The sequence below is a fragment of the Pseudomonas syringae pv. tagetis genome, from assembly GCF_022557255.1.
Taxonomy (GTDB): domain Bacteria; phylum Pseudomonadota; class Gammaproteobacteria; order Pseudomonadales; family Pseudomonadaceae; genus Aquipseudomonas; species Aquipseudomonas caricapapayae.
In genome coordinates, this window is record NZ_CP092923.1 from 4,405,114 (window position 1) to 4,431,628 (window position 26,515).

Consider the following 26,515-nt stretch of genomic DNA (forward strand, 5'->3'; position numbering starts at 1 on the left):
CCCCTCATTTTTGAAGGGCGCGACCATAGCGGTTGCGTCATTCACTGTCCACTCGAAGGCCGCCGCTTTTTGACGCCAACCCATCGCCGCGACCCGCGTTACCCGTCACAAATATGACAGCTGCATTATTGACGCACATGTCGTCGGTTTCGCCGAAAATATAGACCATATCAAGCAACTTTTTCTGAACGAAAGGTCTTATGATCGGACCGCTGCAATATTGACTTCCTCACCTGAAATGCGCGTCGCCTGGAGTAACATCATGATATTCAACACAAAAGATTTTGGAGCACTGGGCGACGGCGTCACTGACGATACGGCAGCCATTCAGGCCGCAATCGACGCAGCCGCTGCGGCAGGCGGTGGGGAAGTGGTCATGGGGGCCGGGACATACATTGTGTCCGGCGGCGAGGAGCCTTCGGATGGCTGCCTGATGCTCAAGAGCAACGTCACCTTGTCGGGCGCAGGCATGGGCGAGACGGTCATCAAACTCGCGGATGGCTCGGATACCAAAATCACCGGCATCGTGCGCTCGGCCTACGGCGAAGAGACTCACGACTTCGGCATGAAAAATCTGACACTGGACGGTAACCGGGACGCGACCACAGGCAAGGTCGACGGCTGGTTCAACGGTTACATTCCAGGCTCTGACGGCAAGGACTCGAACGTGACGCTGGACAGCGTCGAGATCAAGGATTGCTCGGGATACGGTTTTGACCCGCACGAACAGACCGTCAATATGGTGATCAAGAACAGTGTCTCCCATGGCAACGGCCTCGACGGCTTCGTGGCCGATTACCTGAGCGACAGCGTGTTTGAAAACAACATCGCTTACAACAACGACCGCCACGGCTTCAACGTGGTGACCAGCACCCACGATTTTACCCTGAGCAACAACGTCGCCTACGGCAATGGCAGCACCGGCATCGTGGTACAGCGCGGCAGTGAAAACATCCCCTCGCCCGCCAATATCACTATCACCGGTGGCGCGGTCTACGGCAACGGTGCCGAAGGCGTGCTCATCAAGCTGTCCAGCCAGGTCTCGGTCAGCGGCCTGGACATTCACGACAACGGCAGTGCGGGCGTACGCATCTACGGCAGTTCCGGGGTGGATGTCTTTGATAACACCCTGAGCAACAACTCGCTCGGCGCGCCTGTGCCAGAGATCATCATTCAATCCTACGACGACACCTCGGGCGTCTCCGGCAAATATTTCAACGGCAGCGACAACCTGATCCGCGGCAATGTGATCACAGGCAGTGACAACTCCACCTACGGCGTTGCCGAGCGCAACGAAGACGGCACCGACCGCAACAGTATCGTCGGCAACACCATCAGTCACACCAGCAAAGGGCTGACCCTGGTTTACGGCGATGGCAGCTTTGCAGGCGATTCGTTTCCCCTGGTCACCGTGCAAGGGACAGAGGCCAACGATGCGATCACCGGCAGTGCAGCAAACGAGATGATTCTCGGGCTGGCCGGCAAGGACACACTCAGCGGCGGTGCCGGTGACGACATTCTGGTGGGCGGTGCCGGTGCCGACAAACTCACTGGCGGCGCGGGTGCCGACACCTTTCGCTTCGATCAGTTGACCGACAGCTACCGCACGGCGACCGCCAGCGCCACCGACCTGGTCACCGACTTCGACATCAGCCAGGACCGCATCGACCTGACAAACCTGGGGTTCAGCGGGCTGGGCAGCGGCAAAGGCGGCACGCTGAACATCAGCTACAGCGCCACGCTCGACCGGACTTACATCAAGTCACTCGACGCCGATGCCAGTGGCAACCGCTTCGAACTGGGCTTGAGCGGCAACCTGAAAGACACACTCAATGCCAGCCATTTCATCTTTCAGCGGGTCGTGGAGGGTACGGCGGGTGGCGATACTCTCACCGGCACTGACGGCAATGATGTCATCAATGGCAATGCCGGTATTGACCGTATCGACGGCGGGGCTGGTGCAGACATCATCAACGGCGGGGCTGATGCCGATACCCTGACCGGGGGGGCAGGCGCGGACGTGTTCGTCTATAACTCGCGGCTGGACAGCTATCGCAACTACAACGCCAGCAGTACCAAGCAAAGCGACACCATCACCGACTTCAACCCTGCCGAGGACCGAATCGACCTGTCCAGCATCGGCCTGCGTGGCCTGGGGGATGGCAGCGCCAATACCATCTACCTGTCCGTCAATGCCGACGGCAGTAAGACCTACATCAAGACCAATGCAGTCGACACTACCGGCAATCGCTTCGAGATCGCGCTGCAAGGCAATCTGCTCGACAAACTGAGTGCGTCCAGCTTCATCTTCTCCACCGCGTCGGCCGCCAATCAGGCACCGGTACTCAATACGCCGCTGATGGACCAGAACGTTACCGAGCTGAAAGCGTTCTCCTATGCGGTGCAACCTGGCAGTTTCAGTGATCCAGACAGCGACACACTGACTTACAGCGCAACCCTGGGTGATAACAGCGCCCTGCCCGAGTGGTTGAAGTTCGACAGCAAGACCCTGACGTTCAGCGGCACGCCAAGCGGCACTGCATCAGGACTTTACTCCGTGCTGCTGAGCGCCAGCGATGCCACGGGCGCGTCGGTGGCTGACAGCTTTGCCATCACCGTGGGCAACGTGACGCCGGGTATTCTGACCGGCACCGAGAATGCGGAATCGCTGTACGGCACCGAAGGTAACGACACCCTTCTGGGGCTGGGCGGCGACGATACGCTGCGCGGCGATACCGGTGCCGACATTATAAACGGTGGCGCAGGGCGCGACGCCTTGTACGGTGGAGCCGATGCCGACACATTCGTTTACAGCGCACTCACCGACAGCTATCGCGATTACGACGCTGGCGGGCTGACCGCCACCGACACGATCTACGACTTCACTCCCGGTCAGGACAGGATAGACGTATCCGCTCTGGGCTTTCTGGGGTTGGGCAGCGGTGAAGACCACACGCTGTACATGACCCTCAACGAGACAGGCGACAAAACCTACATCAAGTCGGCCACGCCGGATGCCGACGGCAATCGCTTCGAAATCGCCCTGAGCGGCAATCTGATCGACACCCTGACCGACGCGGACTTCGTCTTCGCTCAGCGTGAGGCCCAGGAAATTCTCTACCTGCCGACGCTGGGCCAGTCCAACGCCCGCCTGCTACGGATGACCGAGGACGATAACCAGTCAGGCACCTCGGAAATGGTCAAGGACCTGGCCCGTTACACCGATTACGACGTCCGCAGTCAGTTCACCGATGCCAATGGTGATGGTATTGACCTTGCCGTGGGCGGCAGCACCGTCGTCGGCTACTCGACCGGCACCCAGGAAGAACAGCGTGTTTCCTGGTGGCTGGTCGATACCGATCAGCCTGGCCCGGCACTGCTGCGCGCTGCTGAACTGCTCAAGTCGCAACTGGCATCGCTGACGTCTATCGACAAAGTGACGACCGGGATCATATGGGGCCAGGGCGAAGAAGCCGCACAGGAAATCGCCCGCGCCACTGACAAGCAGGCGGCAGCCGATCTGTACAAAGCCTCGACCCTGAAGGTATTCGATTACCTGCATGCACAGATAGGCGACTTTACCGTGTACATGGCTGAAACCGGCCATTACCAGACCGAAGCGGCCAAGGCGCGTGGTTACACCGAGGAAAAGATCAACGCCATCGTCGAGGGTGCCGGGTACGTAAGAACTGCCCAGGAAGCCATCGCCAACGAGCGTGCCGACGTCAAGCTGGCGGTTGACTATACCGACCTGCCATTGCGCTACGAGGTCAACCCATTGGTTTACCCCGATGACGTCTGGCATTTGCATGAAGAGTCTGCCGAAATAGTCGGCCAGCGTCTGGCGGACTTCATTGCCGATGATCTGGGCTTTCAAGGCAATACCAGCGACAACAATGACCCGGCGGCCATTTTCGAAAGTGGCCAGAACGAAGGTGGCAACATCTTTGGCACCAGTGATGACGACACCCTGGTGGGCAGCGCCGGCAACGACGTACTGGATGGCGATCAGGGCGCAGACGCCATGACCGGCGGTGACGGCAACGACATCTACGTGGTCGATAACGCGCTCGATACCGTCACCGAAAGCAATGATTCGCCCTCGCAGATCGATACCGTAGTGTCTTCCGTCAGCTGGGTGCTGGGGGCGAATGTGGAAAACCTGCTGCTGACCGGTGTATCTGCCACCAATGGCATCGGTAACGCATTGAAGAACGTCATTACCGGCAATGCCAGCAACAACATTCTCGACGGCGCAGCGGGTGCCGACCTGCTGACCGGCGGCGATGGATCGGACAGTTATTACGTCGACGATGTCGCAGACCGGGTGGTCGAGACCAATGCCGATAAACAGGTGGGCGGCGTCGATACGGTTTACAGCGCGTTGTCCAGCTATACGCTGGGGGCCAACCTGGAAAACATCGTGGTTACCGGCACGGGGGCCGCCAACGCAACGGGCAATGCCCTCGACAACCTGATTTACGCAGGCGCAGGCGACAATGTTCTGGACGGACGCGACGGCAATGACACAGTGTCGTATCTGTTGGCGGGTGCCGGAGTCACCGTGGCGCTGAACACCAGCGCACAACAGGCCACCGGAGGCTCGGGGCTGGACACACTGAAGGGCATCGAGAACCTGACCGGCAGCCAGTTTGCCGACTCACTGACCGGTAACAAAAACGCCAACACGCTGAGCGGCGGCGAGGGCAATGACACGTTGTCCGGCGGCGCAGGCGACGACGTGCTGATCGGTGGAGTCGGCACCGACACCCTGATCGGCGGCACCGGTGCCGACCACTACGTGTTCAATAACAGCAACGAAGCGGGGCTGGGCAGCCTGCGCGACATCATCAATGGCTTCAAGGCCGCAGAAGGCGACAAACTGGACTTCTCCGGTTTCGATGCCCGACCGCTGACCGATAGCCATGATGCGTTTGTGTTCATCGGCAACGCGGCGTTCAGCGCCAACAACAGCGGTGAGCTTCGTTTTGCCGACGGTGTGCTGTATGGCAACACCGATGACAACGTCGGGGCGGACTTCGAAATCCAGCTCACTGGCGTACAAACCTTGCAGGCCGCCGATATCATCGTCTGACCCTGCATGGGCTCGGCGCTCAGCGCTGTATGCAAGCCTGACCGAGCCCGAAGCACGGGGCTCAGAGCATGACAATGATCATTCCCACGCTCGCGTGGGAATGCATTTCCCGGCGCTTTGCGCGCCCCTGCATAAATTTGTTTTATCCATAAGAGCGCTCTACTCTCAGGCTGGCTGGCAGTTGAGCCTGATTCGCAACTTGATGATGCTGCGATTGAACGTGGATGAAACGTCGACACTCTGACCTGCGCCAACCTGCACATGCCGTGTACGCGGTGCCTCTGGCCCGTTGACGAACACGGCCGAACATTTGGCGTCTACATCCCCATAGTTGCTGACGGTGATCGATCCGATGTTGTGATAGACGTCGTGCGTCACGTAATCGATCTTCACGCCCTGGTACTGTTTTTCCACCTCGATGGGGTACGCGAAAGCTGTCACAGGCAACATGACCAGCAGTACACAGCACAGTCGATTCATTCAGCGATCTCCGAAGCGGGATTGTCAGAATAGAACAATAAGCCAGCACATTAAGAGGAATTACAGCATGAAAGCGCCCCGCGTGACTCTCGACCAGTGGCGCACGTTACAAGCGGTGGTCGATCACGGTGGTTTTGCTCAGGCCGCCGAGGCGCTGCACCGCTCGCAATCATCGGTGAGTTACACGGTGGCACGCATGCAGGAACAGCTCGGCGTGCCGTTGCTGCGCATAGACGGGCGCAAGGCCGTGCTGACCGATGCAGGAGGCGTGCTGCTGCGCCGCTCGCGGCAACTGGTCAAGCAGGCCAGTCAACTGGAAGACCTCGCTCACCATATGGAGCAAGGCTGGGAAGCGGAAGTGCGTCTGGTGATCGATGCGGCCTACCCTTCGGCGCGCTTGGTCAGGGCGTTGACCGCGTTCATGCCGCAGAGCCGTGGTTGCCGCGTGCGGCTGCGTGAAGAAGTGCTCTCGGGTGTCGAGGAAGTGCTGCTCGAAGGTGTGGCGGACCTGGCCATCAGCAGCTACGGCATTGCTGGCCATCTGGGCACCGAGATGAGCGCCGTCGAGTTCGTCGCCGTGGCTCATCCGGACCACGCACTGCACCAGACCAATCGCGAACTGACCTTCCAGGACCTCGAAAGCCAGCTGCAAGTGGTCATTCGCGATTCCGGCAGGCAGCAACCGCGGGATTTTGGCTGGCTGGGTGCAGAACAGCGCTGGACAGTCGGCAGCCTGGGCACAGCCGCGACCTTCGTCAGTAACGGGCTGGGCTTCGCCTGGCTGCCTCGCCACATGATCGAGCGTGAACTGCGCGAGGGGCTGCTCAAACCACTGCGCCTGGACAAGGGCGGCAGTCGCAACCCGATATTCTATCTTTACTCCAGCAAGGACAGGCCACTGGGCCCGGCCACCCAGATTCTGATCGATCTGATCCGCACCTTCGACACAACGCCGCTCACCACAGCCACCCACGCTCCCCAACACGCCTGACAGGAGAAGGCACATGGCGTTCTTCGAACACGACGACTGTTCGCTGCACTATGAAGAGTACGGCCAGGGCGAACCTGTCCTGCTGCTGCATGGCCTGGGTTCAAGCTGTCAGGACTGGGAATATCAGATTCCGGTACTGGCCAGGCAATACCGCGTCATCGCCATGGACATGCGCGGCCATGGGCGCTCGGACAAACCGTACGGGCGCTACAGTATTCGGGCCATGAGCAATGACGTAGAGGCGCTTATCGAACACCTTCGTCTGGGCCCTGTGCACCTGGTCGGCCTGTCGATGGGCGGGATGATCGGCTTCCAGCTGGCCACCGATCAGCCGCAGTTGCTCAAGAGCCTGTGCATCGTCAACAGCGCGCCGCAGGTCAAGGTCAGAAGCGCCGCAGACCTGTGGCAGTGGGCGAGACGCTGGACCCTGTCACGCATCGTCAGCATGGAAACCCTGGGCAAGGCGCTGGGCAAGCTGCTGTTTCCACACCCGGAACAGGCCGACCTGCGGCGCAAGATGGCCGAGCGCTGGGGCAGAAACGACAAGCGCGCCTACCTGGCCAGTTTCGATGCCATCGTCGGCTGGGGCGTGGAGAACAGGCTGGGGCGTATTACCTGCCCGACCCTGATCATTGCCGCCGAACATGATTACACACCGGTCGCGCTCAAGGAGGCTTACGTCAAACGCCTGCCCAACGCACGGCTGGAGGTCATCAACGACTCCCGGCATGCCACGCCGCTGGACCAGCCAGAGCAATTCAATCGCACACTGCTGGAATTCATCGCGAGCACCGCAGTCTGAAAAACGTGTGCGGACTGTTGGCAGGCAGACCGCTTGCGTGAAGCCTTGCAAACCCTCCAACGCGCTGGGCAAAGGACGCCAAACGTGGTTACCTTGCCGGTCACAGTCGATATCTCTTACCGAAGGACGTGTTGCCACATGCTGAAAAAAATCGCTCTCGCCGCCTGCTCCGTGCTGTTTGCCGCCAACCTGATGGCCGCGCAAGACAAGGCCACCCATGTGGTGCTCGACACCAGCTTCGGCCAGATTGAAATCGAGCTCGCGGACACCAAGGCGCCGGTCAGCACCCAGAACTTTCTGGGTTATGTCGACAGCGGCTTCTACACCGACACCATCTTTCACCGCGTGATTCCAGGCTTCATGGTGCAGGGCGGCGGGTTCACCCAGCAACTGGTTCAGAAGCCGACCAAGGACCCGATCAAGAACGAAGCACAGAACGGTTTGCACAACGTCCGTGGCACCATCGCCATGGCCCGTACTTCCGACGTGAACTCGGCCACCAGTCAATTCTTCATCAACACCAACGACAATGCCATGCTCGACAACGGCAAGCGTGACTTCGGTTATGCGGTGTTCGGGAAAGTCGTCAAAGGCATGGACGTTGTCGACAACATCGTCAACGCCCAGACCAGCACTCAGAAAGGCATGCAAAACGTGCCAATCGACCCGATCCTGATCAAGTCCGCCAAACGCGTCGACTGAGCAGGAACCTGCATCGCATGAAGCCCCAGGCTTCATGCGATCCGGACGGGAGAGCCTCCACTTATCAAGGAGAACCCACGTCGCGTGGGTGTGATAGCCAATGCTTTATCGTCGTTTTGAAAAACTGATCGATATCTTCAAAGACGCTCCTACCCCTGCCCCGCCCAATACCGTCTTCGCGTTCTACCTCTATTACCTGCGTCAGGTATGGCCGACGTTCACCGCGCTGCTGGTGGTCGGGCTGGTCGGAGCACTGATCGAGGTGTCGCTGTTCAACTACCTGAGCCGCATCATCGACCTGGCACAGACCACGCCGCCGGAGAGCTTCTTCAGCACCCACGGCCCGGAATTGATCTGGATGGTGGTGGTGGCCCTGCTGCTGCGGCCGATCTTTGTCGGCCTGCATGACCTGCTGGTGCATCAGACCATCAGCCCCGGCATGACCAACCTGATTCGCTGGCAGAACCATAGCTACGTGCTCAAACAGAGCGTCAATTTCTTCCAGAACGACTTCGCCGGGCGTATCGCGCAGCGCATCATGCAGACCGGCAACTCGTTGCGCGATTCAGCAGTGCAGTCGGTGGATGCGCTGTGGCATGTGCTGATCTACGCGATCAGCGCCATGGTGCTGTTCGCCGAAGCAGACTGGCGCCTGATGATCCCGCTGGGCACCTGGATCGTGGCGTTCATACTCTCGCTGATGTATTTCGTGCCCAGGGTCAAGCAGCGCTCGGTGGACTCTTCGGATGCCCGCTCCCGGCTCATGGGCCGAATCGTCGACGGCTACACCAACATCACCACCCTCAAGCTGTTCGCCCATACCAACCACGAGCAGCAGTACGCTCGCGAAGCGATGCGCGATCAAACCGAAAAAAGCCAGCTGGCTGGCCGCGTCGTCACGTCGATGGACACCACCATCACCACCATGAACGGCGTGCTGATTGTCACCACCACCGGTCTGGCGCTCTGGCTGTGGACTCAGTCCATGATCTCGGTGGGTGCGATCGCACTGGCCACAGGACTGGTGATCCGCATCGTCAACATGTCCGGCTGGATCATGTGGGTGGTCAATGGCATTTTCGAAAACATCGGCACCGTACAGGACGGTCTGCAGAGTATCTCGCAGCCTGTTACGGTCAATGACAAACCCGGTGCATTGCCGCTGAAGATAGAAAACGGCGGCGTCCGGTTCGACGGCATCGATTTCCATTACGGCAATGGCAACGGGATCATTCACAACCTCAACCTGGACATCAAGCCGGGCGAGAAAATCGGTCTGATCGGCCCTTCAGGCGCAGGCAAGTCGACGCTGGTGAACCTGCTGCTGCGCATGTATGACGTGCAGGGCGGCAGGATTCTGATCGACGGCCAGGACATCTCGGAAATCACTCAGGAAAGCCTGCGTGCGCAGATCGGCATGATTACCCAGGACACGTCGCTGCTGCACCGTTCGATCCGCGAGAACCTGCTGTATGGCAACCCTGACGCAACTGACGAGCAGCTCTGGGAAGCGATTCGCAAGGCCCGCGCCGAAGAGTTCATCCCGTTGCTGTCGGACTCCGAAGGTCGCACCGGTTTTGACGCCCATGTGGGAGAGCGCGGCGTCAAGCTGTCCGGTGGTCAGCGCCAGCGTATCGCGATTACCCGTGTGCTGCTCAAGGACGCGCCGATCCTGATCATGGACGAAGCCACGTCGGCACTCGACTCGGAAGTCGAAGCAGCGATTCAGGAGAGCCTGGAAACGTTGATGCAGGGCAAGACCGTGATCGCCATCGCGCACCGCTTGTCGACGATCGCGCGCATGGATCGCCTTGTGGTTCTGGAGAAAGGCCAGATAGCCGAAACCGGCACGCACAGCGAACTGCTGGCACGTGGCGGATTGTACGCGAGGTTGTGGCAGCACCAGACCGGGGGGTTTGTGGGGGTGGATTGAGCGCAGAGAGATTGCTGGCCTCTTCCCGAGCAAGCGAAGAGGTCAGTGCGGCCGCTGAATGTCTGCTGGTCGATCAGTCCGCCTGCCGATACGGCAGCGCACTGCGCGCATCCTCTGCATAGGCCATTACGCCGACTCGCTCCTGCTCCAGAAACTCGCTGACAGCCTCTTTCAATCCAGGATGCATCAGGTAATGCCACGAACGGGTAATCTGCGGTTCGAAGCCGCGGATCAGTTTGTGCTCACCCTGCGCACCCGCATCGAATCGTTGCAGGCCATGGGCGATTGCGTAGTCCATGCCCTGATAGAAACAGGTCTCGAAGTGCAGGCGGTCAAACTCGGCCAGGCAACCCCAGTAACGACCATAAAAGCTGTCGTCGCCGATCAGACTGAAGGCCATCGCCACAGGGCGTGAGCCTTGCAAGGCGATGACCACGCGAATCGATTCCGGCATGCGCTCGGCCAGCAGGCTGAAGAATTCGCGGGTCAGGTACGGCGCTTGCCCGCGTACTTCATAGGTATTGGAGTAGCAGGCATAGACGAAGTCCCACAGCACCTCGGTCATCTGCGCGCCTTCGAGCCATTCAAACTGAATGCCCTGCCCCGCCACCTGCTCGCGCTCCTTGCGCATCTGCTTGCGCTTGCGCGAACTCAATGCGTCGAGAAAATCCTGAAAGTCGCGGTAGCCCCGGTTATGCCAGTGGAACTGGCAGCCAAAACGCTGCAGCCAGTCCGGTTGCGACGCAAGCAAGGCATCGGCAGCCGGATCGGTGAAGTTGACGTGCGCGCTAGACAACCCCTCACTCTGCAGATAGGCCGGCAGCTCGCCGAGCAACTCCATGCCGCCCTGTGGCGTTTTACTCAGAATGCGCGAGCCGCCGACCGGACTGAAAGGCACCGCTACCAACAGCTTGGGGTAATAGGCGATTCCGGCGCGACGACAAGCGTCTGCCCAAGCGTGGTCGAACACATACTCGCCATAAGAATGCCACTTCCGGTAGGCCGGCAACGCCGCCATCAGTTGATCGTTCTCATAGTGCAGCACATGCTCGGGACGCCAGCCCGAACGAGGCCCGAGACTACCGCTGTCCTCCAGCGAACTGAGAAATGCATGCCGCAGAAATGGCTGGTTGCCTGGCACCAGCGCATCCCATTGGGCTGGCGCGACGGTGCCGAGGCTGTCGATAACGTGAACAGGCATGCAGGTTCCCCGATAGGCAGACAGGGTGAAGAATATCCCTTATTGAGGCACCGTGTTCACCGCCTCCGCAATCTGCATGGAAAGATTGATCGCCAATTGATTGAGCGCCTGCGTACGCTGGCTGGCGATGAGGGCAATCCGGTCGAGGTATTGTTGATCGGATTGCTGATCCGCCGGCAGCTCATCCAGCACCGCCAGACGCTCATTGAACGGTCGCTTTACCGGCTCGAAAACGGGAGCGTAACGGACTTCCAGATAACTCATCCAGAATTCCCTGGCAATCATCGACTCCAAAAACGCCCGGGTTCCCTCGCGCTCGATTATCTCGTTGTACGCCATCTGCAAATCAGCTTTGCTTACGTTCGCCATATTGCTGAACAGCATGGTTTTCGCCTGACCCGGCAGTTCAAGCCGCGCTTGCAGGCCGACGCGGTAAGCCAGACGCACTTCAGCCTCATCCACCGTTTCGCCGATCGCCTGACGAAGCGTAATGTCGCGTAACGCAATTTTTTCCACCTGATCCAGGCGCTCCAGGCCTCTGGCCATCTTGAACAGTGCCTCTGGCTGCGCGGCCTCCGGCGTGGATGACATGATCGAGAACAACTGGACACGTATCTCCATGTCGCCAAAGACCAGGGCCATGCCATCGCCGCAGGTCTGGGGGTGCGCGGCAAGATCGAACAGCTGGGCACGCAATTCTGAGTTTGCCGAGGCCGACTCGATCATCTTCCAGACTCGCGCAGTGAGCTCTGCACGGTTATTTGTAAAGTCGGCCGAGTGCGCCAGATCGCTCAACATCTGAAAAAAATCCGTGGACCCTGCACACGCTTGCAGGTCTTGCCAAAGCGTGGTGCGAACACGTGCCTGGTCAGGCTTCATACCTGCAAGCCAGGGCGTGCTGTCGGGCCTGGGCTCAAGTGGCGGAGGATTACGACTGACGACCCATCGCGCTTGCAACCTGCCCTCGCGAAACAGTCGGATACGCTCCAGCGTGGATTGATTCAACGGATTGCCCTGCAGATGCAGGTGCAGGCGCGATGAACTGAGGGAGCGGTCGATATTCTCGAGCTCCTCTATGGAGATTTCCGAGATGCGATTATCACGCGCATCAATACGAATCAAATCCGACCTCGACCAATTCCACCGGGGCAACCTTTCAATACCTGTACCGCGCAAGAACAGCAGGCGCAGGGCGTTAATCGCCCGAATATCCGCCCCTGCACCAAGGGCGCAATAGTTGAGGTCGAGGATCTCCAGACGGTTCAGGTCCTGTAAAACGGTGTTGGACGCCTCGGTCCAGTACAAGGGATTGTGGCTGACTGACAATTCTGCAAGCAGGGTCATTCTCCCTATCGACTCCGGCATGGATTGAAGATCGTTGAAGTCCAGGCTCAATGATCGCAAGTTATTGAATCTTGTCAGCAATGCATCCGCTTGTGATTGAGTCAGCTGCATGTTGCGCACTTTCAGCACTGCCACGTGAGCAAAACTGGCGGCTATATCCGGCAGTTGTCCTATGCGCAGACCATCCAGATCAAGCGCGTAGCCCAAGAACTCACCCTGGTAGTTTCTGCAGTGAGCGCTGAGTCTCTTCCAGCATCCGTGAATGCGCCTTGCCGCAATTTCCCTTGATCTGCGCAAGGAGGAAAAAGGCGTTTGCTCGACCCACTTGTCCAGGGTGGTCTGCAGGGTGCGCAACTCATCGGCCAGGTTGCGCAGCCGCTGCCGAACGAAGCTCTGCAATTGCCCGTCTGAACCGACATACTCGGCCCGTAACTCAGCAAGAAAGCTCGACACCTCGTCGTCGGTAAAGTCCGGGTACAGGCTCTTCACCGCAAGCTCAGGCGAATACCTGGACGCACCAATGCCCAACCGACGAAATAAATTACGCAAGCGTCCACTCATGGGATAACCCATACGGCCATCAGGCAAACGTTGCGGCCATTTGACTGCGGGCTTGATAGGTTGCATACGTAGAATGCCAGCGACACGGTCGCGACGAGCCGCTGCGGTACGGCCCGCCAGACTGCGCAGTTGCTGCTCGTCAGCATTCAAAGGCAGCTCGATATTGATGCGTACTGCATCAGTAAGCGTATTGAGCAAAGCGCCGAAAAAAAGCGGGTCGGCCTCCCCCAGAGAATTGCCCAGATGATTGAAGGGCTGAAATCCCTCACTGGTCTTGACCAGAGTCCGGTGCACGGCGCTCTCCTCGCCACTTTCAAGGCTCGTGATTACGTCCCCCTCCAGCGTGTCCTTGAGTAGATCGATTGACAGATCTCCGCGCCAGCCCGGCACATCGTGCAATATGCCGAGCCCCGCAGCATGGGTATCGGGGTTGTCGGTGATGCTTCGGTAAAAGCCCTCGATGGCCCTGTTCAGTCTCAACTGCTGTTGATACTCACGAGCATGCTCGGCAAGCGAAAGCGGCACACGTTTCTCTGATGTCATCCGGGCTTTATCTGCGTCACTTGCCATGCCGATGAGCTCCAGGGCGACGCCATCCGGCAGCCTGGCAAAGTCGCGCTGGATCAGCTTGACCAATGGGTCGCTGCTGCGCTCTGCCAATGAATGAAGCCCATCAAGCAATTGCTCCACATGACGCTGAGCGTACTCGGCAAGATGGCGTTTCAAGCCGTTGACCCGGGCAGCTGTTTCCGTGCTGCCGCTTCCAGTCAGAAGGCTTATTTCATCGGGTGCAAGCCCCTCCAGCAATTGGCCCAGCACATGCGTCAGGTTTCCCGTCGGCCCCGTGACATGAGAGGAAAGTGTCATCTGCGAACCTGCGTTCCAGGCATCGAGCATGGTCCCGTCGGCATCGAGCAGTAAAAGTCCCCGCTCCCTGGACCAGCGCGGCGACGAAGCCAGCAGCTTCATCCATGGCTCGATACGAGCAACCGTTACCTGCGCAGAATCTTCGGCCTTCAGCGCCTCGATACAGCTCTGCAACTCCCGTTCGATTGCCACGCGCTGAATAACATCTTTCAACAAGGCCGGAGGCTGCAGGCTTTCGACATGTATCTGGCGCAACACACCCTCGCTGGTGCCGGTAATGCGCATGACCTTCTGAATTTCGTCCTCGGTAAATGCATCGCAGCTCGGGCTCAGACGCCGGAAAGACGTTACCTCATCCCAACCCATGGGGTTTTCCCATTCATGGTGCCAAATGCCGTTGCCGTTGTGCTTCAGCCTTGGCGAGTACGAGCGCTCATTCACCGGGTGTTTGATGCGCCAGTTTTCGCGCGCCGCATCTGCCTCTACGCGATACAGCTTGCGTCCCAGAGGCAGCCAGGTCTTGCCGTCGAGCTCGTAGAGTCCCAGGGCATTGGCAGTCAGGCCATCCGGTAAACTGACGGTGTCTGCATAGGCACCGATAGTCGGTTTGCCAAGACGGATTGATCGATCCACCCTCTTTTGCACCAGACTTTCAATGAACATCGACGGCTCAAAGCGCTCCACCGCACCGATGACGCTGCCTGTCACCAGCATCTGGGCCACGTCTTCACCTATCTCGTAAACATGCTGCATCGCCTCTTCCACTTCACCGTGCGTCCAGTCCTGATAGGCAACGAACGCTTTACTGGCAAGCTGATAGAGAGCGATCACTGCCATGACCTCACCCAGCACCGGCACAAAAAGCCCGGCCGCATTGAGTATATCCAGGCCGTTGCTTTTCAGGCTTGTAAGCAATGCGTCGCGGGCAATGTGATCCGCCTGGGCCGAAGGCACTGCGATTGCCCTTGAATCGCCGTAGGTCTTAGCCAGCAAGTGGTCGTAAAGCAACTCGAATGGAGGTTTCGAAAAGGGCTGCGCCTGCAAGACCAGGTCAGCATTGACGTCCAGCGTCGACCCTTGAGCGGGATAAAGACGCGATTTCAGTTTGGCAAAGAACTCCGGGCTTTTGCTCAGACTGACAAAGCGGCTGAAATATTGCCGATAACTCTCGCTGCCGAGCGCTCCTGCAAGGCTGGCGCTGAACGCCTGAAGTGACGCGAACTGCTTGATCGGATGCGAGGGTTCGGAAGGCATATAGACCACGCAAGGCCCGCCATCAGGTTCAGGAATATCCTGCTGGATCAACAAGGCACCGTGTAACAGGCAGCCTGAAAAAGCGTAGGTATCGAGCATGTGTAACTGGCAGTAGCGTACACCCTTGCCATCCCATTGTGGACGGTCAGCGGGCTTCACTACGCTCAGCAGCATCTGATAAGCGGCATCGGTGAGGTCGCCCTTCATCATGGCAATGTGCGCGAGCACCTCGACGGCATCACGCTCACTGGCGATGAACGCGGCAGCAACCGCGCTCGCAGCCTCTGCGGCAGCGGGTTTGAATACGCTGTCCAGGTGGGTCTGATAACGGCCCCCGAGATCCAGTTCATGGCAGAAATCGGCGAACTGCTCAAGGTTGATATTGATGCGGTCCCTGTATTCGACCCGGTATCTTCGCTCGGCGCTATCAATCAGCCAGTAACGCAGGCCCCCTGTACGCAGGATGGCCGAATAGGGATCGAACCGGCTTCGATTGCTGGCCGCGAAGTTCTGCAACGCAGCCTGCAGCAGCGTCTGTTCAAGGGGATCGGGCTTCCAGCTCTCGTCGTAGCGCCAGGTCATCAGCTGGAACGCTTCAACGTCCAGCCTGTGCTTGAAACGCTCGAAAAATGCCTTTGAAAGCAGCGGTGCAGCAAATTCCTGTGCCGATAACAGTCGATTACGGATGGGCTCCAGCACATGCCAGGAGCGCATGGTTTTCTGCTGACTGGCCTGCAGTGCCCGGCGCAAGGTTGCCGGTGCGTTCAGATACCAGGCAGGCAGATTGCCCCGAATGAACTGTGCATTGGGGTGGTCTGTTTCGAAGGGCACGGAGTCGGAGGGGTGCGCGGAAAGCCGGCTGCCTGGCACCGCCTGCGTTTCGGATGTGATGTTGACAGTGAACATGGTCGATACCCGTGATGGCTTGGTTAAAAGCCAACACGATAAAGACCCGAGAGGTTGCGAGTGACATAACGGGATATGACAGGTAACGCTCGCGGCTCAAGCGCTACCCGTCCAAAGCAATCAGCGTTTGCGCAGAATCACGCTGCCGATCGAGTACCCGGCGCCGAAAGAACTGAGTACAGCCAGCGCGCCCTTCGGTAGATCATCCTGATAAGTATGAAACGCAATGACCGAGCCAGCCGAGCTGGTGTTGCCATACGTGTCGAGAATCACCGGTGCTTCTTCGACCGTGGCGTCGCGGCCCAGCAGCTTCTTGACGATCAGTTGGTTCATGCTCAGGTTGGCCTGATGCAGCCAGAAGCGTTTGACGTCGGTGATGTTGATGCCGTTATCCTGCAAATGCGCAGCGACCAGTTCGGCAACCATCGGGCAGACCTCACGGAACACCTTGCGACCTTCCTGCACGAACAGCTTGTCCGGTGCGTTTTGCCCTTGATCCGAAGTGCGGTTGAGGAAACCGAAATTGTTGCGGATGTTGTTGGAAAATTTAGTCAGCAGACGGGTGCTGACGATATCGAACTGGTAAGGCGAGGTGGCAAGGTCGGCGCGCTCTACCACAACGGCCGTCGCCCCGTCGCCAAAAATGAAATGGCTGTCACGGTCACGGAAATTAAGGTGCGCTGTGCAGATCTCCGGGCTGATCACCAGCAAGGCACGGGCCTGACCCAGTTGCACACTGTTACAGGCCGCCTGAATGCCGAAGGTCGCCGACGAGCAGGCGACGTTCATGTCAAAGCCGTAGCCTGCAACCCCCAGCGCTTCCTGTATCTCGATGGCAATCGCCGGGTAAGCCCGCTGCAGGTTGGAGCAGGCAACGATTACGCCATCGATGTCGGCAGCCGTTCTGCCGGCGCGCTGCAAGGCCTGTTCGGCCGCTGCTACACCCATCTGGCAAAGGATCGACCACTCGTCATTACCGCGTTCCGGCAGGTTGGGCTTCATGCGCTGCGGGTCGAGAATGCCCTGCTTGTCCATGACAAAACGGCTCTTGATGCCCGAAGCCTTCTCGATGAAAGCGGCACTGGATTCACTGAGCGCTTCTATCTCGCCACGCTCGATAGCCGCGGCATTATCGCTGTTGAATTGTGCAACATAGGCATTGAAAGACTGCACCAGCTCTTCGTTGGAAATGCTGTTGGCCGGGGTAAACAGGCCTGTGCCGCTGATGACGACGTTGTGCACGGTCGTTCCTCTCTTATTGAGTTGCAGGTAAAGACCTGCTCAGGCACGGCGTCCGGAGGCCCACTGTTTTTTGGGACCAACGTACCAGTGCGACTGTAAAATCTGCCCGCAACAGGGAGCAGCATTTCATGACACGGTGAAGACAGGCGCGGAGTGTGCCACAGAGCCCGGTTTTGGCGCTATCGGGCCAATGAATATCGACCCGATAGACGCAATTCACTGCGCCGGGCTCCGGCGCAGGATCAGGCTTCCACCTGACTCCACTGCTTGCTCAACCGTTTGTACGACACCGGCATTTTGGTGCCCAGTTGCTGAGCGAACAGTGAAACGCGGTATTCCTCCATCCACCAGCGATACAGCGCCAGTTCCGGATCACGCTTGCCTTCCTGGGCATGTTTGTCGGCACGCGTCTGGTACTGCGTCCACAGGCCTGCCAGTTCGATGCTCCACACCCGGTCCTTCTGAACCTGACCCGGCAGCTTTTCCAGACGCATCTCGATGGCTTTCAGGTAGCGCGGCAGTTCCTTGAACCACACCGCCGGGGTTTCACGCACGAACCCGGGGTACACCAGCCTGCTCAGTTGCGCCTTGATATCGTTGAGCGCAACGGCCTGAGACAGATCGATCTTGCCTTTGAAGCGCTTTTGCAGCCCATGCCACAGTTTGAGGATTTCCAGCGTCAGCTTCGCCATCCGTTCGGCGTGTTCGGTCCAGTCGGCGCGTTTGCGCTCGGCCAGTGACAGCAGACCGGCACCGTCGCGCGGCAACTCGGCTTCACCTTCAAGCACGCAACTGTCGAGACTGGCCAGCAGGATGTCCTCGATCAATGCATCGATGCGCCCCAGCTCACGGTGCAGCAAGGCCAGTTCGGTCTGCCCCGGTAATTTGTTGCGCAGAAATTTTGCCGGTTCGGCCAACTGCTGCAACAGCAGACGCTGCAAGGCGCGGCGATGCTGATACTCGGCCTCGGCCTGCGTGGAAAACCGGCCTTCCTTGACCGCTCCGCCCTCTTCGACCAGCGCCGGGTACACCGTCATCGACAGCCCGGCGATGTTCTGCTGTGTCTTCTGCGCCACTGCAGCAAAAGCCTTGGCCTGCACCGGCTGCTGACTCTTTGCGCTTTGCGGCACAGCCAGTGCCGCCTGACTGGCCTCGGCGAAGCGCGCCGTCAGCTCGGCCAGATCACGCCCCTCACCGAGGAACTTGCCACTGCCATCGACGATTTCCAGGTTCATCTTCAGATGGCCTTCAAGCTGCTGTGCCGCCTCGGTCCAGGCCTCGTCGCTGACCCGCACGCCGGTCATGCGCAGCAGCTCACGCCCCAGCGCCTGAGGCAATGAACCCTCGCCAAAGGTAATACGTTGCAATGCGGCCTTGATGAAGTCCGGGACCGGCACGAAGTTCTTGCGCACAGCCTTGGGCAGATTGCGGACCAGTGCAATGCTCTTGGTCTCCAGCAATCCCGGCACCAGCCACTCCAGGCGCTCGGCAGGCAGCGACAGCAACAAGGGTGCGGGAACGCGCAACGTCACGCCATCGCGTGGGTGGTTGGGCTCGAAGTGATAACTCAGCGACAGGCTGAGGTCGCCCAGGTGCAAGGTATCCGGATACTGCGCGGCAGTGACTTCGCTGGCCTCGCGGGCCAGCACGTCCTCTTCACGCATGATCAGCAGTTGCGGGTTCTTCTGGCTTTCGGTCTTGTACCAACTGTCGAACGTGGCCGTCTGGTGAATCTCGGCCGGGATTCGCGCCTCATAGAAGCTGTACAAGGTGTCTTCGTCAGCCAGAATATCGCGACGTCGAGCCTTGGCCTCCAGCTCGTCGAGCTGCTCCAGCAGGCGGGTATTGGCGCTCAGGCACCTGGCCCGGGACAGGATATCGCCACGCACCAGACCTTCGCGGATGAACAACTCGCGCGAGACCACCGGGTCGACAGGGCCAAAATGCACCGGGCGACGGCCCACTACGATCAGGCCGAACAGCGTGATCTGCTCGAACGCTACGACCTGTCCGCGCTTTTTCTCCCAGTGCGGCTCGAAATGATTTTTCTTGATCAGGTGGCCAGCCAGCGGCTCGATCCAGTCCGAATCGATCTTGGCGACCATGCGTGCGTACAGCTTGGTGGTTTCTACCAGTTCGGCGGTCATCAGCCATTGCGGACGCTTCTTGCCCAGCCCGGAAGACGGATGAATCCAGAAGCGCCGCTGCCGAGCGCCGAGGTAATCGCCCTCCTCGGCCTTTTGCCCGATCTGGCTCAACAGGCCGGAGAGAATGGCCTTGTGGAATTTCGGGTAATCGGCTGGCTCTTTGTTGACCGTCAGTTGCAGATCACGGCAAATCAGGCTTAGTTGTCGATGGGAGTCGCGCCACTCACGCAGGCGCAGATAATTCAGAAAGTTGCGTCGACACCAGTTGCGCAGCGGGCTGGCAGTCAGCGTCTGACGCTGCTCTTCGAAACCACGCCACAGATTGACCAGCCCGGCGAAGTCCGAATCGGCGTCCTTCCATTGCGCATGGGCCTGATCGGCCGCCTGCTGACGCTCGGGAGGGCGCTCGCGCACATCCTGTACGGACATGGCGCTGGCCACGATCAACACTTCTTGCAGACTGCCCTGTTTCGCCGCTTCCAGAAGCATGCGCCCCATGCGCGGGTCCACCGGCAGACGCGCCAGCTGGCGGCCCAGCGGGGTCAGCTGATTCTCGCGATTGACGGCAGAAAGCTCCTGCAGCAGGTTGAACCCGTCGCTGATCGCCTTGCCATCCGGCGGCTCGATGAACGGGAAATCGGTGATCTCGCCCAGGCGCAAGTGCAGCATCTGCAGGATGACCGCCGCCAGGTTGGTGCGCAGGATCTCGGGGTCAGTGAATTCAGGCCGACCGTTGAAATCCTCTTCGCTGTACAGACGCACGCACAGACCGGGTTCGACACGTCCGCAACGGCCCTTGCGCTGGTTGGCACTGGCCTGGGACACGGCCTCGATCGGCAGGCGCTGGACCTTGGCACGATAGCTATAGCGGCTGATGCGCGCAGTACCGGTGTCGATCACGTAACGGATGCCCGGCACCGTCAACGAGGTTTCGGCCACGTTGGTCGCCAGCACCACACGACGACCGGGATGCGACTGAAAAATGCGCTGCTGTTCGGCGGGCGAAAGGCGTGCATACAGGGGCAGAATCTCGGTGTGCCTGAGCTGCGCCTTGCGCAGCACTTCGGCGGCATCGCGAATCTCGCGCTCGCCGGGCAGAAACACCAGCACATCGCCCGGGCTCTTGCGTTCGGTACGCTCGAAGGCCGCCAGCTCATCCAGCGTGGCCAGAATGGCCTGATCGACCGTCAGATCGTCTTCGACGCTGTTGCCTTCCTCGTCCTGCTCGCTGGTCAGCGGGCGATACCAGAGGTCTACGGGGAACGTACGCCCGGACACTTCAATCACCGGCGCACCGTTGAAGTGTTCGGAGAAGCGCTGCAGGTCGATGGTCGCGGAGGTAATGATGACCTTCAGGTCCGGACGCCGTGGCAGCAGGGTTTTCAGGTAGCCGAGCAGAAAGTCGATGTTCAGGCTGCGCTCATGGGCTTCGTCGACGATGATAGTGTCGTAGCGCTCGAGAAAGCGGTCATGCTGGGTTTCGGCCAGCAGGATACCGTCGGTCATGAGTTTGATCAGCGTGTTGCTGTCGCTCTGATCCTCGAAGCGCACTTGATAACCGACAAGCGCGCCCAGCGGTGTCCCCAGTTCGTCGGCCACCCGGCTGGCCACACTGCGTGCGGCAATCCTGCGCGGCTGGGTATGACCGATCAGACCGTGCTGGCCGCGACCGATTTCAAGGCAGATTTTCGGCAACTGGGTGGTCTTTCCGGAGCCTGTCTCACCTGCAATGATCAACACCTGATGCTTGAGCAACGCCTCCTTGATCTCATCGCGCTTGGCGGCGATGGGCAAGTTGTCGTCATACCGGATCGTCGGCACGCTCTCACGACGTGCCGTCACCTGCGCGCAAGACGCCTGGACCCGTGCAACCCACTGCGCCAGCTTCGCCTCGTCAGGTTTTTTGCGCAGATCATGCAACTGACGGCGCAGACGATGACGTTCGCTGATCATCGCTTGGTCGAGGTTTTTCAGGAGTTGGTCGATAGAAGGCGATTCGTCGGTCATCAGGCGCGCAGGGTCTTTTTCAAATGGCAGGTGCGGATTGTCGCAGATTGTGGCGGGTCGTGACGAATGGCCTGAGTGTCAGGCTATCCATTGCGGTCATGGTTAGCCGGCAGCAGTGCTCAATCACAATAGAGTATGAGGTACGCCATTCCGGACGCTACACGTCCTTTTGCGACGCAGAGCGTCGAGACCTGCATTCCCACGCTGGAGCGTGCGGAACGATAATCTTGAATATCGTGCGACGCTCTGCGTCGCATGACTTTATGGATACTCCGCGCTACTTCTTCACGCCCAGCTTCTTCAATTCCTCATCACGCAGCTCGCGACGCAGGATCTTGCCCACATTGGTGGTGGGCAGAACATCACGGAATTCCACGCTGCGCGGCACTTTATAGCCAGTCAGGTTGGCACGCATGTGCTCCATGACCTGATCCTTGGTCAGGGTAACGCCCGGTTTGGCCACGACGAAAACCTTGATGGTCTCGCCCGACTTCTCGTCCGGTACGCCGATTGCGGCGCACAGAAGCACGCCGGGAAGTGTCGTCAGCACGTCTTCCAGTTCGTTGGGGTAAACGTTGAAACCGGAGATCAGAATCATGTCTTTCTTGCGATCGACAATCCGGATGTAGCCGTCCGGCTGGATGATCGCGATGTCGCCGGTCTTGAGCCAGCCATCACTGTCGAGCATTTCATCGGTGGCTTCCTGGCGCTGCCAGTAGCCCTTCATGACCTGAGGGCCCTTGATGCACAACTCGCCGGTTTCACCGAACGCAAGCTCATTGCCAGCATCATCGATGACCTTGCACAGCGTCGACGGCACTGGAATGCCAATGGTCCCCATCTGCACGTCTTTAGCGGGATTGACCGTAGCCACCGGGCTGGTCTCGGTCATGCCATAGCCTTCGCAGACCTGGCAGCCAGTGACCTGCTTCCAGCGCTCGGCAGCGGACTGCTGCAAGGCCATGCCGCCGGACAGGGTCACTTTCAATGCCGAGAAATCGAGGTTGCGGAAGCCCTCGTTATTGCACAGGGCCACAAACAACGTATTCAGGCCGACAAAGCCGCTGAACTTCCATTTCGAAAGCTCCTTGACCATCGCAGGCAGGTCACGCGGGTTGCTGATCAGAATGTTGTGATTGCCGAGCAGCATCATCGCCATGCAATGAAATGTGAAGGCATAGATGTGATACAGCGGCAGCGGCGTGATGATGACTTCACACCCCTCGTCAAGGTTCGAAGCCATCAGCGCCCTGCATTGCAGCATGTTGGCGATCAGATTGCGATGAGTCAGCATTGCGCCCTTGGCCACACCGGTGGTGCCGCCGGTGTATTGCAGCACGGCAACATCGACGCCGCCAGGCGACACCTCGGTCACCGGCTGGCCACGGCCCTTGCCGAGTACATCGTTGAATTTGACGGCCTTCGGCAGGTGATAGGCCGGGACCATTTTCTTCACGTATCTGATGACGCTGTTGATCAGCAGCCGCTTGAGCGGCGACAGCATGTCGGCCACTTCGGTGACGATGACATGCCTGATCTGCGTTTTCGGCACGACCTTCTCGGCCAGATGCGCCATGTTCGCCAGGCATACCAGCGCCTTGGCGCCGGAGTCGTTGAACTGGTGTTCCATTTCCCGCGCGGTGTACAGCGGGTTGGTGTTGACCACGATCAGCCCGGCGCGAATGGCACCAAAGACGGCAATCGGGTACTGCAAGACGTTAGGTAACTGTACAGCGATGCGATCACCCGGCTGCAGATCGGTATATTGCTGTATCCAGGCCGCAAACGCGCCGGACAGCTCATACAACTCGCCGTATGTGATGGTCTTGCCCAGATTGCTGAACGCCGGTTTGTCGGCGAAGCGCTGGCAGGACAGCTTCAGGACCGCCTGGACATTGGGATACTCGTCAGGGTTGATATCGGCGGGGATACCGGACGGGTACTTGTCCTTCCAGAAGTTATCAATCATTCAGTCGGCTCCGTAGCGATAGCGAATTCTTCACATCGCCTTAAGCGATGATTTTCTTGTGCTTGGAATTATGCAGTAGACGCTTTTTTCGCTTTATGACTGATCAAAAAGCGCGCCGAGAGTAGCAGCTTTGCCAAACCTCGACTAGAGGCATAAGAAGGCTGCACAGTCAAAAAAGTGACCATGAACCACATATTAGTCACTTTTAATACATTAAAACAATATTAACCATCCACCCGAAAGCACCGGAACAGAGCGGCCGGCCATCAATATTACTAATTCTGAAAAAATCAGACCCCGGTGCAGCGGACTGCAACCGGGGTCAGGGACACAGATGGAGACGATTAAAAGGCTCAGGCGATGTCTCGTAGCTCCCGACGCAGAATCTTGCCCACCGGCGTCATCGGCAATGACTCCCGCAGAACAATGTGCCTGGGTACTTTGTAAGCCGTGAAGTTCTCCTTGCAGAACGCCTTGAGCTCTTCAACGCTCAACCCTGGCTCTCGCGCCACCACAAACAGCTTCACGGCCTCCCCCGAGCGTTCGTCCGGGACGCCTATACAGGCGCAATTGGCGACTTTCGGGTGAGCCATGACCACGTCTTCGATTTCATTGGGGTAAACGTTGAAGCCGGACACGATGATCAGGTCTTTCTTGCGGTCGACGATACTGACGAAACCATCGGCACCAATCACCGCAATGTCGCCGGTCTTGAACCAGCCATCGGCATCAAGCGACTCGGCGGTGGCAGCCGGCTGGTTCCAGTAGCCTTTCATGACCTGCGGTCCCTTGATGCACAGTTCGCCACGCTCGCCAAAAGGCAATTCGGCCCCTTGGTCATCGATGACTTTCATGGCCGTGCCGGGCACCGGAATGCCGACCGTCCCCAGACGAGCCAGAGCGCCGTAAGGATTGGCACTGGCGACAGGCGAAGTTTCGGTCAGGCCATAGCCTTCGACGATCGTGCAGCCGGTGATCTGCGCCCAGCGCTCGGCTGTGGTCTTGACCAGCGCCGTGCCGCCGGAGTTGGTGCTTTTCAGCGTCGAGAAGTCCAGACTCCTGAACTGAGGATGGTTCATGAGTGCCACGAACAGGGTATTGAGGCCGATCATGGCGGTGAACTTCCACTTGGCAAGCTCCTTGATAAAGCCGCCGATATCGCGGGGGTTGGTAATCAGGATGTTGTGATTGCCGCTGATCATCATGCACATGCAGTTCGCCGTGAATGCATAGATGTGATAAAGCGGCAACGGCGCAATCATCACCTCGGCAGCCTCCTCAAACAGCGCCCCGCCTTCAGGCATTTGCTGACGCATGCAGGCGTAGACTTGCTGCATGTTGGCAATCAGGTTGCCATGAGTCAGCATCGCGCCCTTGGCCAGCCCCGTGGTGCCGCCGGTGTATTGCAGCACGGCAACGTCGTCCAGGCCTCGGGGTACGGCCTCCATCCGGCTGTCGCGACCCAGGCGAAGTGCACGCTTGAAGCCGACGGCCTGAGGCAGATGGAATGCCGGGACCAGCTTCTTGACCTTGTCGACGATGGTATTGACCAGCCACCCCTTGGCCGTCGACTGCATATCGCCCATTTTCACTTCGATCAGGTGTTCGATTGCAGTGTCCGGGAGCACTTCCTGCACCAGCTTGCCGAACAGGTTCAGGTAAACCAGCGCCTTGGCACCCGAGTCCTTGAACTGATGGCGCATCTCGCGCGCGGTGTACAGCGGATTGGTGTTGACCACGATCAGACCGGCACGCATCGCGCCAAATACGGCAATCGGGTATTGCAGGATATTGGGCATCTGTACGGCAATGCGGTCACCCGGCCGCAGTTGCGTGTGTTGCTGCAGATAAGCTGCAAAGGCCGCAGAGTGGCGTTCAAGTTCAGCGTAGGTCAGCGTAACGCCCATATTGCTGAACGCGGGCCGATCCGCGAATTTCCGGCAACTGCGTTCAAACACTTCGATGACCGACTGATAAGTCTGCAGATCCACCTCGGAGTCGACACCGGCCGGACGCTTGTCATCCCAGAAATCAGCTTGCATTATTTTTATCCTCTTCCCTGCGTAGGCCTGGCCCGACGTTAGCAGTTAAAGCGCCTCAGGCAAATAATCGTGAGTGCGTCATCAACTGCATGAATCTTGTCTCTGTTCAGACTGAAATCGGTCGGCCAGCGATACACTGCCCGGTGTCGACGAGTCGGTAACCAACAGGCCTGCGACAGCGCAACAGCGGTATTCTCAAGCCGTTTATTTATTATTTGCCTTGAATGTGATCCTGGAAGCGCCAGCAAGCGTCTGAATGATCTTGTCCGCGCATTGGCGGCGACAGGTCATCAAGTGTTACAAATCAAGGCCAAGTCGGATTGCATGAACCGGCCCGCTTCAATCCATTTTTTATTGTCAGGACAGCCACATGACTCAAGTCACCAACACGCCTTACGAAGCCCTTGAAGTCGGTCAGACCGCCAGCTACAGCAAAACAGTGGAAGAGCGTGACATTCAACTGTTCGCCGCCATGTCCGGCGACCACAACCCGGTCCACCTTGATGCCGAATACGCTGCCAAGACCATGTTCAAGGAACGCATCGCCCACGGTATGTTCAGTGGCGCGCTGATCAGCGCTGCCGTCGCATGCGAATTGCCTGGGCCGGGCACCATTTACATTGGTCAGCAGATGACCTTCCAGAAACCGGTAAAACTGGGCGACACCCTGACAGTGCGCCTGGAAATCCTGGAAAAACTGCCGAAGTTCCGTGTACGCATTGCAACTCGCGTGTTCAATCAGAACGATGAACTGGTTGTAGATGGCGAGGCTGAAATCCTCGCGCCGCGCAAGCAGCAGACCGTCGACCTGACCGTACTGCCCGAGATCACTTTCGGCTGATACCCAAGATGGGCGTGCGCCACGCAGCGCGCACGTCAGACTCGCCAGTGGCATGAGCAAAAAATTCATGATGCATCCCGGAACTGTTTCCCTGCGCTTTCCACTCAGGGACACAGCAGCTCTTTCTATCC

General features: G+C 58.8%; 13 protein-coding genes. 6 read left to right on the top strand and 7 right to left on the bottom strand.

The features are described from left to right. The first annotated feature begins 262 nt into the window (after positions 1 to 262). Positions 263 to 5,095 (top strand): M10 family metallopeptidase C-terminal domain-containing protein, encoded by a 4,833-nt coding sequence (locus MME58_RS19605; protein WP_055005095.1) that lies wholly within the window; start codon positions 263 to 265, stop codon positions 5,093 to 5,095. A 165-nt stretch (positions 5,096 to 5,260) separates the two neighbouring features. Here MME58_RS19605 and MME58_RS19610 read toward each other — a convergent pair whose 3' ends face one another. Beyond that, positions 5,261 to 5,575, bottom strand: coding sequence for a hypothetical protein (locus MME58_RS19610; protein ID WP_055005096.1), 315 nt, complete (start codon positions 5,573 to 5,575; stop codon positions 5,261 to 5,263). A gap of 67 nt (positions 5,576 to 5,642) precedes the next feature. Here MME58_RS19610 and MME58_RS19615 point away from each other — a divergent pair, with 67 nt between their 5' ends. The 4 genes from MME58_RS19615 (at position 5,643) to MME58_RS19630 (ending at position 10,003) form a co-directional block, all read left to right on the top strand. Continuing rightward, complete coding sequence (locus tag MME58_RS19615) at positions 5,643 to 6,566, top strand: LysR family transcriptional regulator (protein ID WP_054984586.1); 924 nt, start codon at positions 5,643 to 5,645, stop codon at positions 6,564 to 6,566. Positions 6,567 to 6,579: 13 nt separating this feature from the next. After that, the gene (locus MME58_RS19620; RefSeq protein ID WP_055005097.1) at positions 6,580 to 7,368 is read left to right on the top strand and encodes an alpha/beta fold hydrolase; all 789 of its coding nucleotides are present in this window, start codon (positions 6,580 to 6,582) and stop codon (positions 7,366 to 7,368) included. A gap of 138 nt (positions 7,369 to 7,506) precedes the next feature. After that, entirely contained in the window at positions 7,507 to 8,070 is a 564-nt protein-coding gene (locus MME58_RS19625) for a peptidylprolyl isomerase (RefSeq protein WP_055005098.1), read from the top strand. A gap of 100 nt (positions 8,071 to 8,170) precedes the next feature. After that, complete coding sequence (locus MME58_RS19630; RefSeq protein ID WP_054984589.1) at positions 8,171 to 10,003, top strand: ABC transporter ATP-binding protein; 1,833 nt, start codon at positions 8,171 to 8,173, stop codon at positions 10,001 to 10,003. A 73-nt stretch (positions 10,004 to 10,076) separates the two neighbouring features. Here MME58_RS19630 and MME58_RS19635 read toward each other — a convergent pair whose 3' ends face one another. The 6 genes from MME58_RS19635 to fadD2 all read right to left on the bottom strand — a co-directional run bounded on the left by MME58_RS19635 (position 10,077) and on the right by fadD2 (position 25,543). Next, on the bottom strand, positions 10,077 to 11,204 hold the full coding sequence (locus MME58_RS19635) for a GNAT family N-acetyltransferase (protein WP_054984590.1): 1,128 nt from the start codon (positions 11,202 to 11,204) through the stop codon (positions 10,077 to 10,079). Positions 11,205 to 11,243: 39 nt separating this feature from the next. Continuing rightward, a complete protein-coding gene (locus MME58_RS19640; protein WP_055005099.1) occupies positions 11,244 to 16,136 on the bottom strand; it encodes an NEL-type E3 ubiquitin ligase domain-containing protein in 4,893 nt (1,630 codons plus the stop codon). 120 nt (positions 16,137 to 16,256) lie between these two features. Then, complete coding sequence (locus MME58_RS19645) at positions 16,257 to 17,378, bottom strand: beta-ketoacyl-ACP synthase III (RefSeq protein WP_054984592.1); 1,122 nt, start codon at positions 17,376 to 17,378, stop codon at positions 16,257 to 16,259. A 242-nt stretch (positions 17,379 to 17,620) separates the two neighbouring features. Then, a complete protein-coding gene (hrpA, locus tag MME58_RS19650; RefSeq protein ID WP_055005100.1) occupies positions 17,621 to 21,532 on the bottom strand; it encodes an ATP-dependent RNA helicase HrpA in 3,912 nt (1,303 codons plus the stop codon). A 277-nt stretch (positions 21,533 to 21,809) separates the two neighbouring features. Continuing rightward, positions 21,810 to 23,501: a long-chain-fatty-acid--CoA ligase FadD1 gene (gene fadD1, locus MME58_RS19655; RefSeq protein ID WP_054984594.1), complete on the bottom strand. Its 1,692-nt coding sequence runs from the start codon at positions 23,499 to 23,501 to the stop codon at positions 21,810 to 21,812. Between the two features lie 353 nt (positions 23,502 to 23,854). Continuing rightward, entirely contained in the window at positions 23,855 to 25,543 is a 1,689-nt protein-coding gene (fadD2, locus tag MME58_RS19660; RefSeq protein ID WP_054984595.1) for a long-chain-fatty-acid--CoA ligase FadD2, read from the bottom strand. A 370-nt stretch (positions 25,544 to 25,913) separates the two neighbouring features. Here fadD2 and MME58_RS19665 point away from each other — a divergent pair, with 370 nt between their 5' ends. Further along, positions 25,914 to 26,384, top strand: a complete 471-nt coding sequence (locus MME58_RS19665; RefSeq protein ID WP_005743244.1) for a MaoC family dehydratase — start codon at positions 25,914 to 25,916, stop codon at positions 26,382 to 26,384. The last annotated feature ends 131 nt before the right edge of the window (positions 26,385 to 26,515 follow it).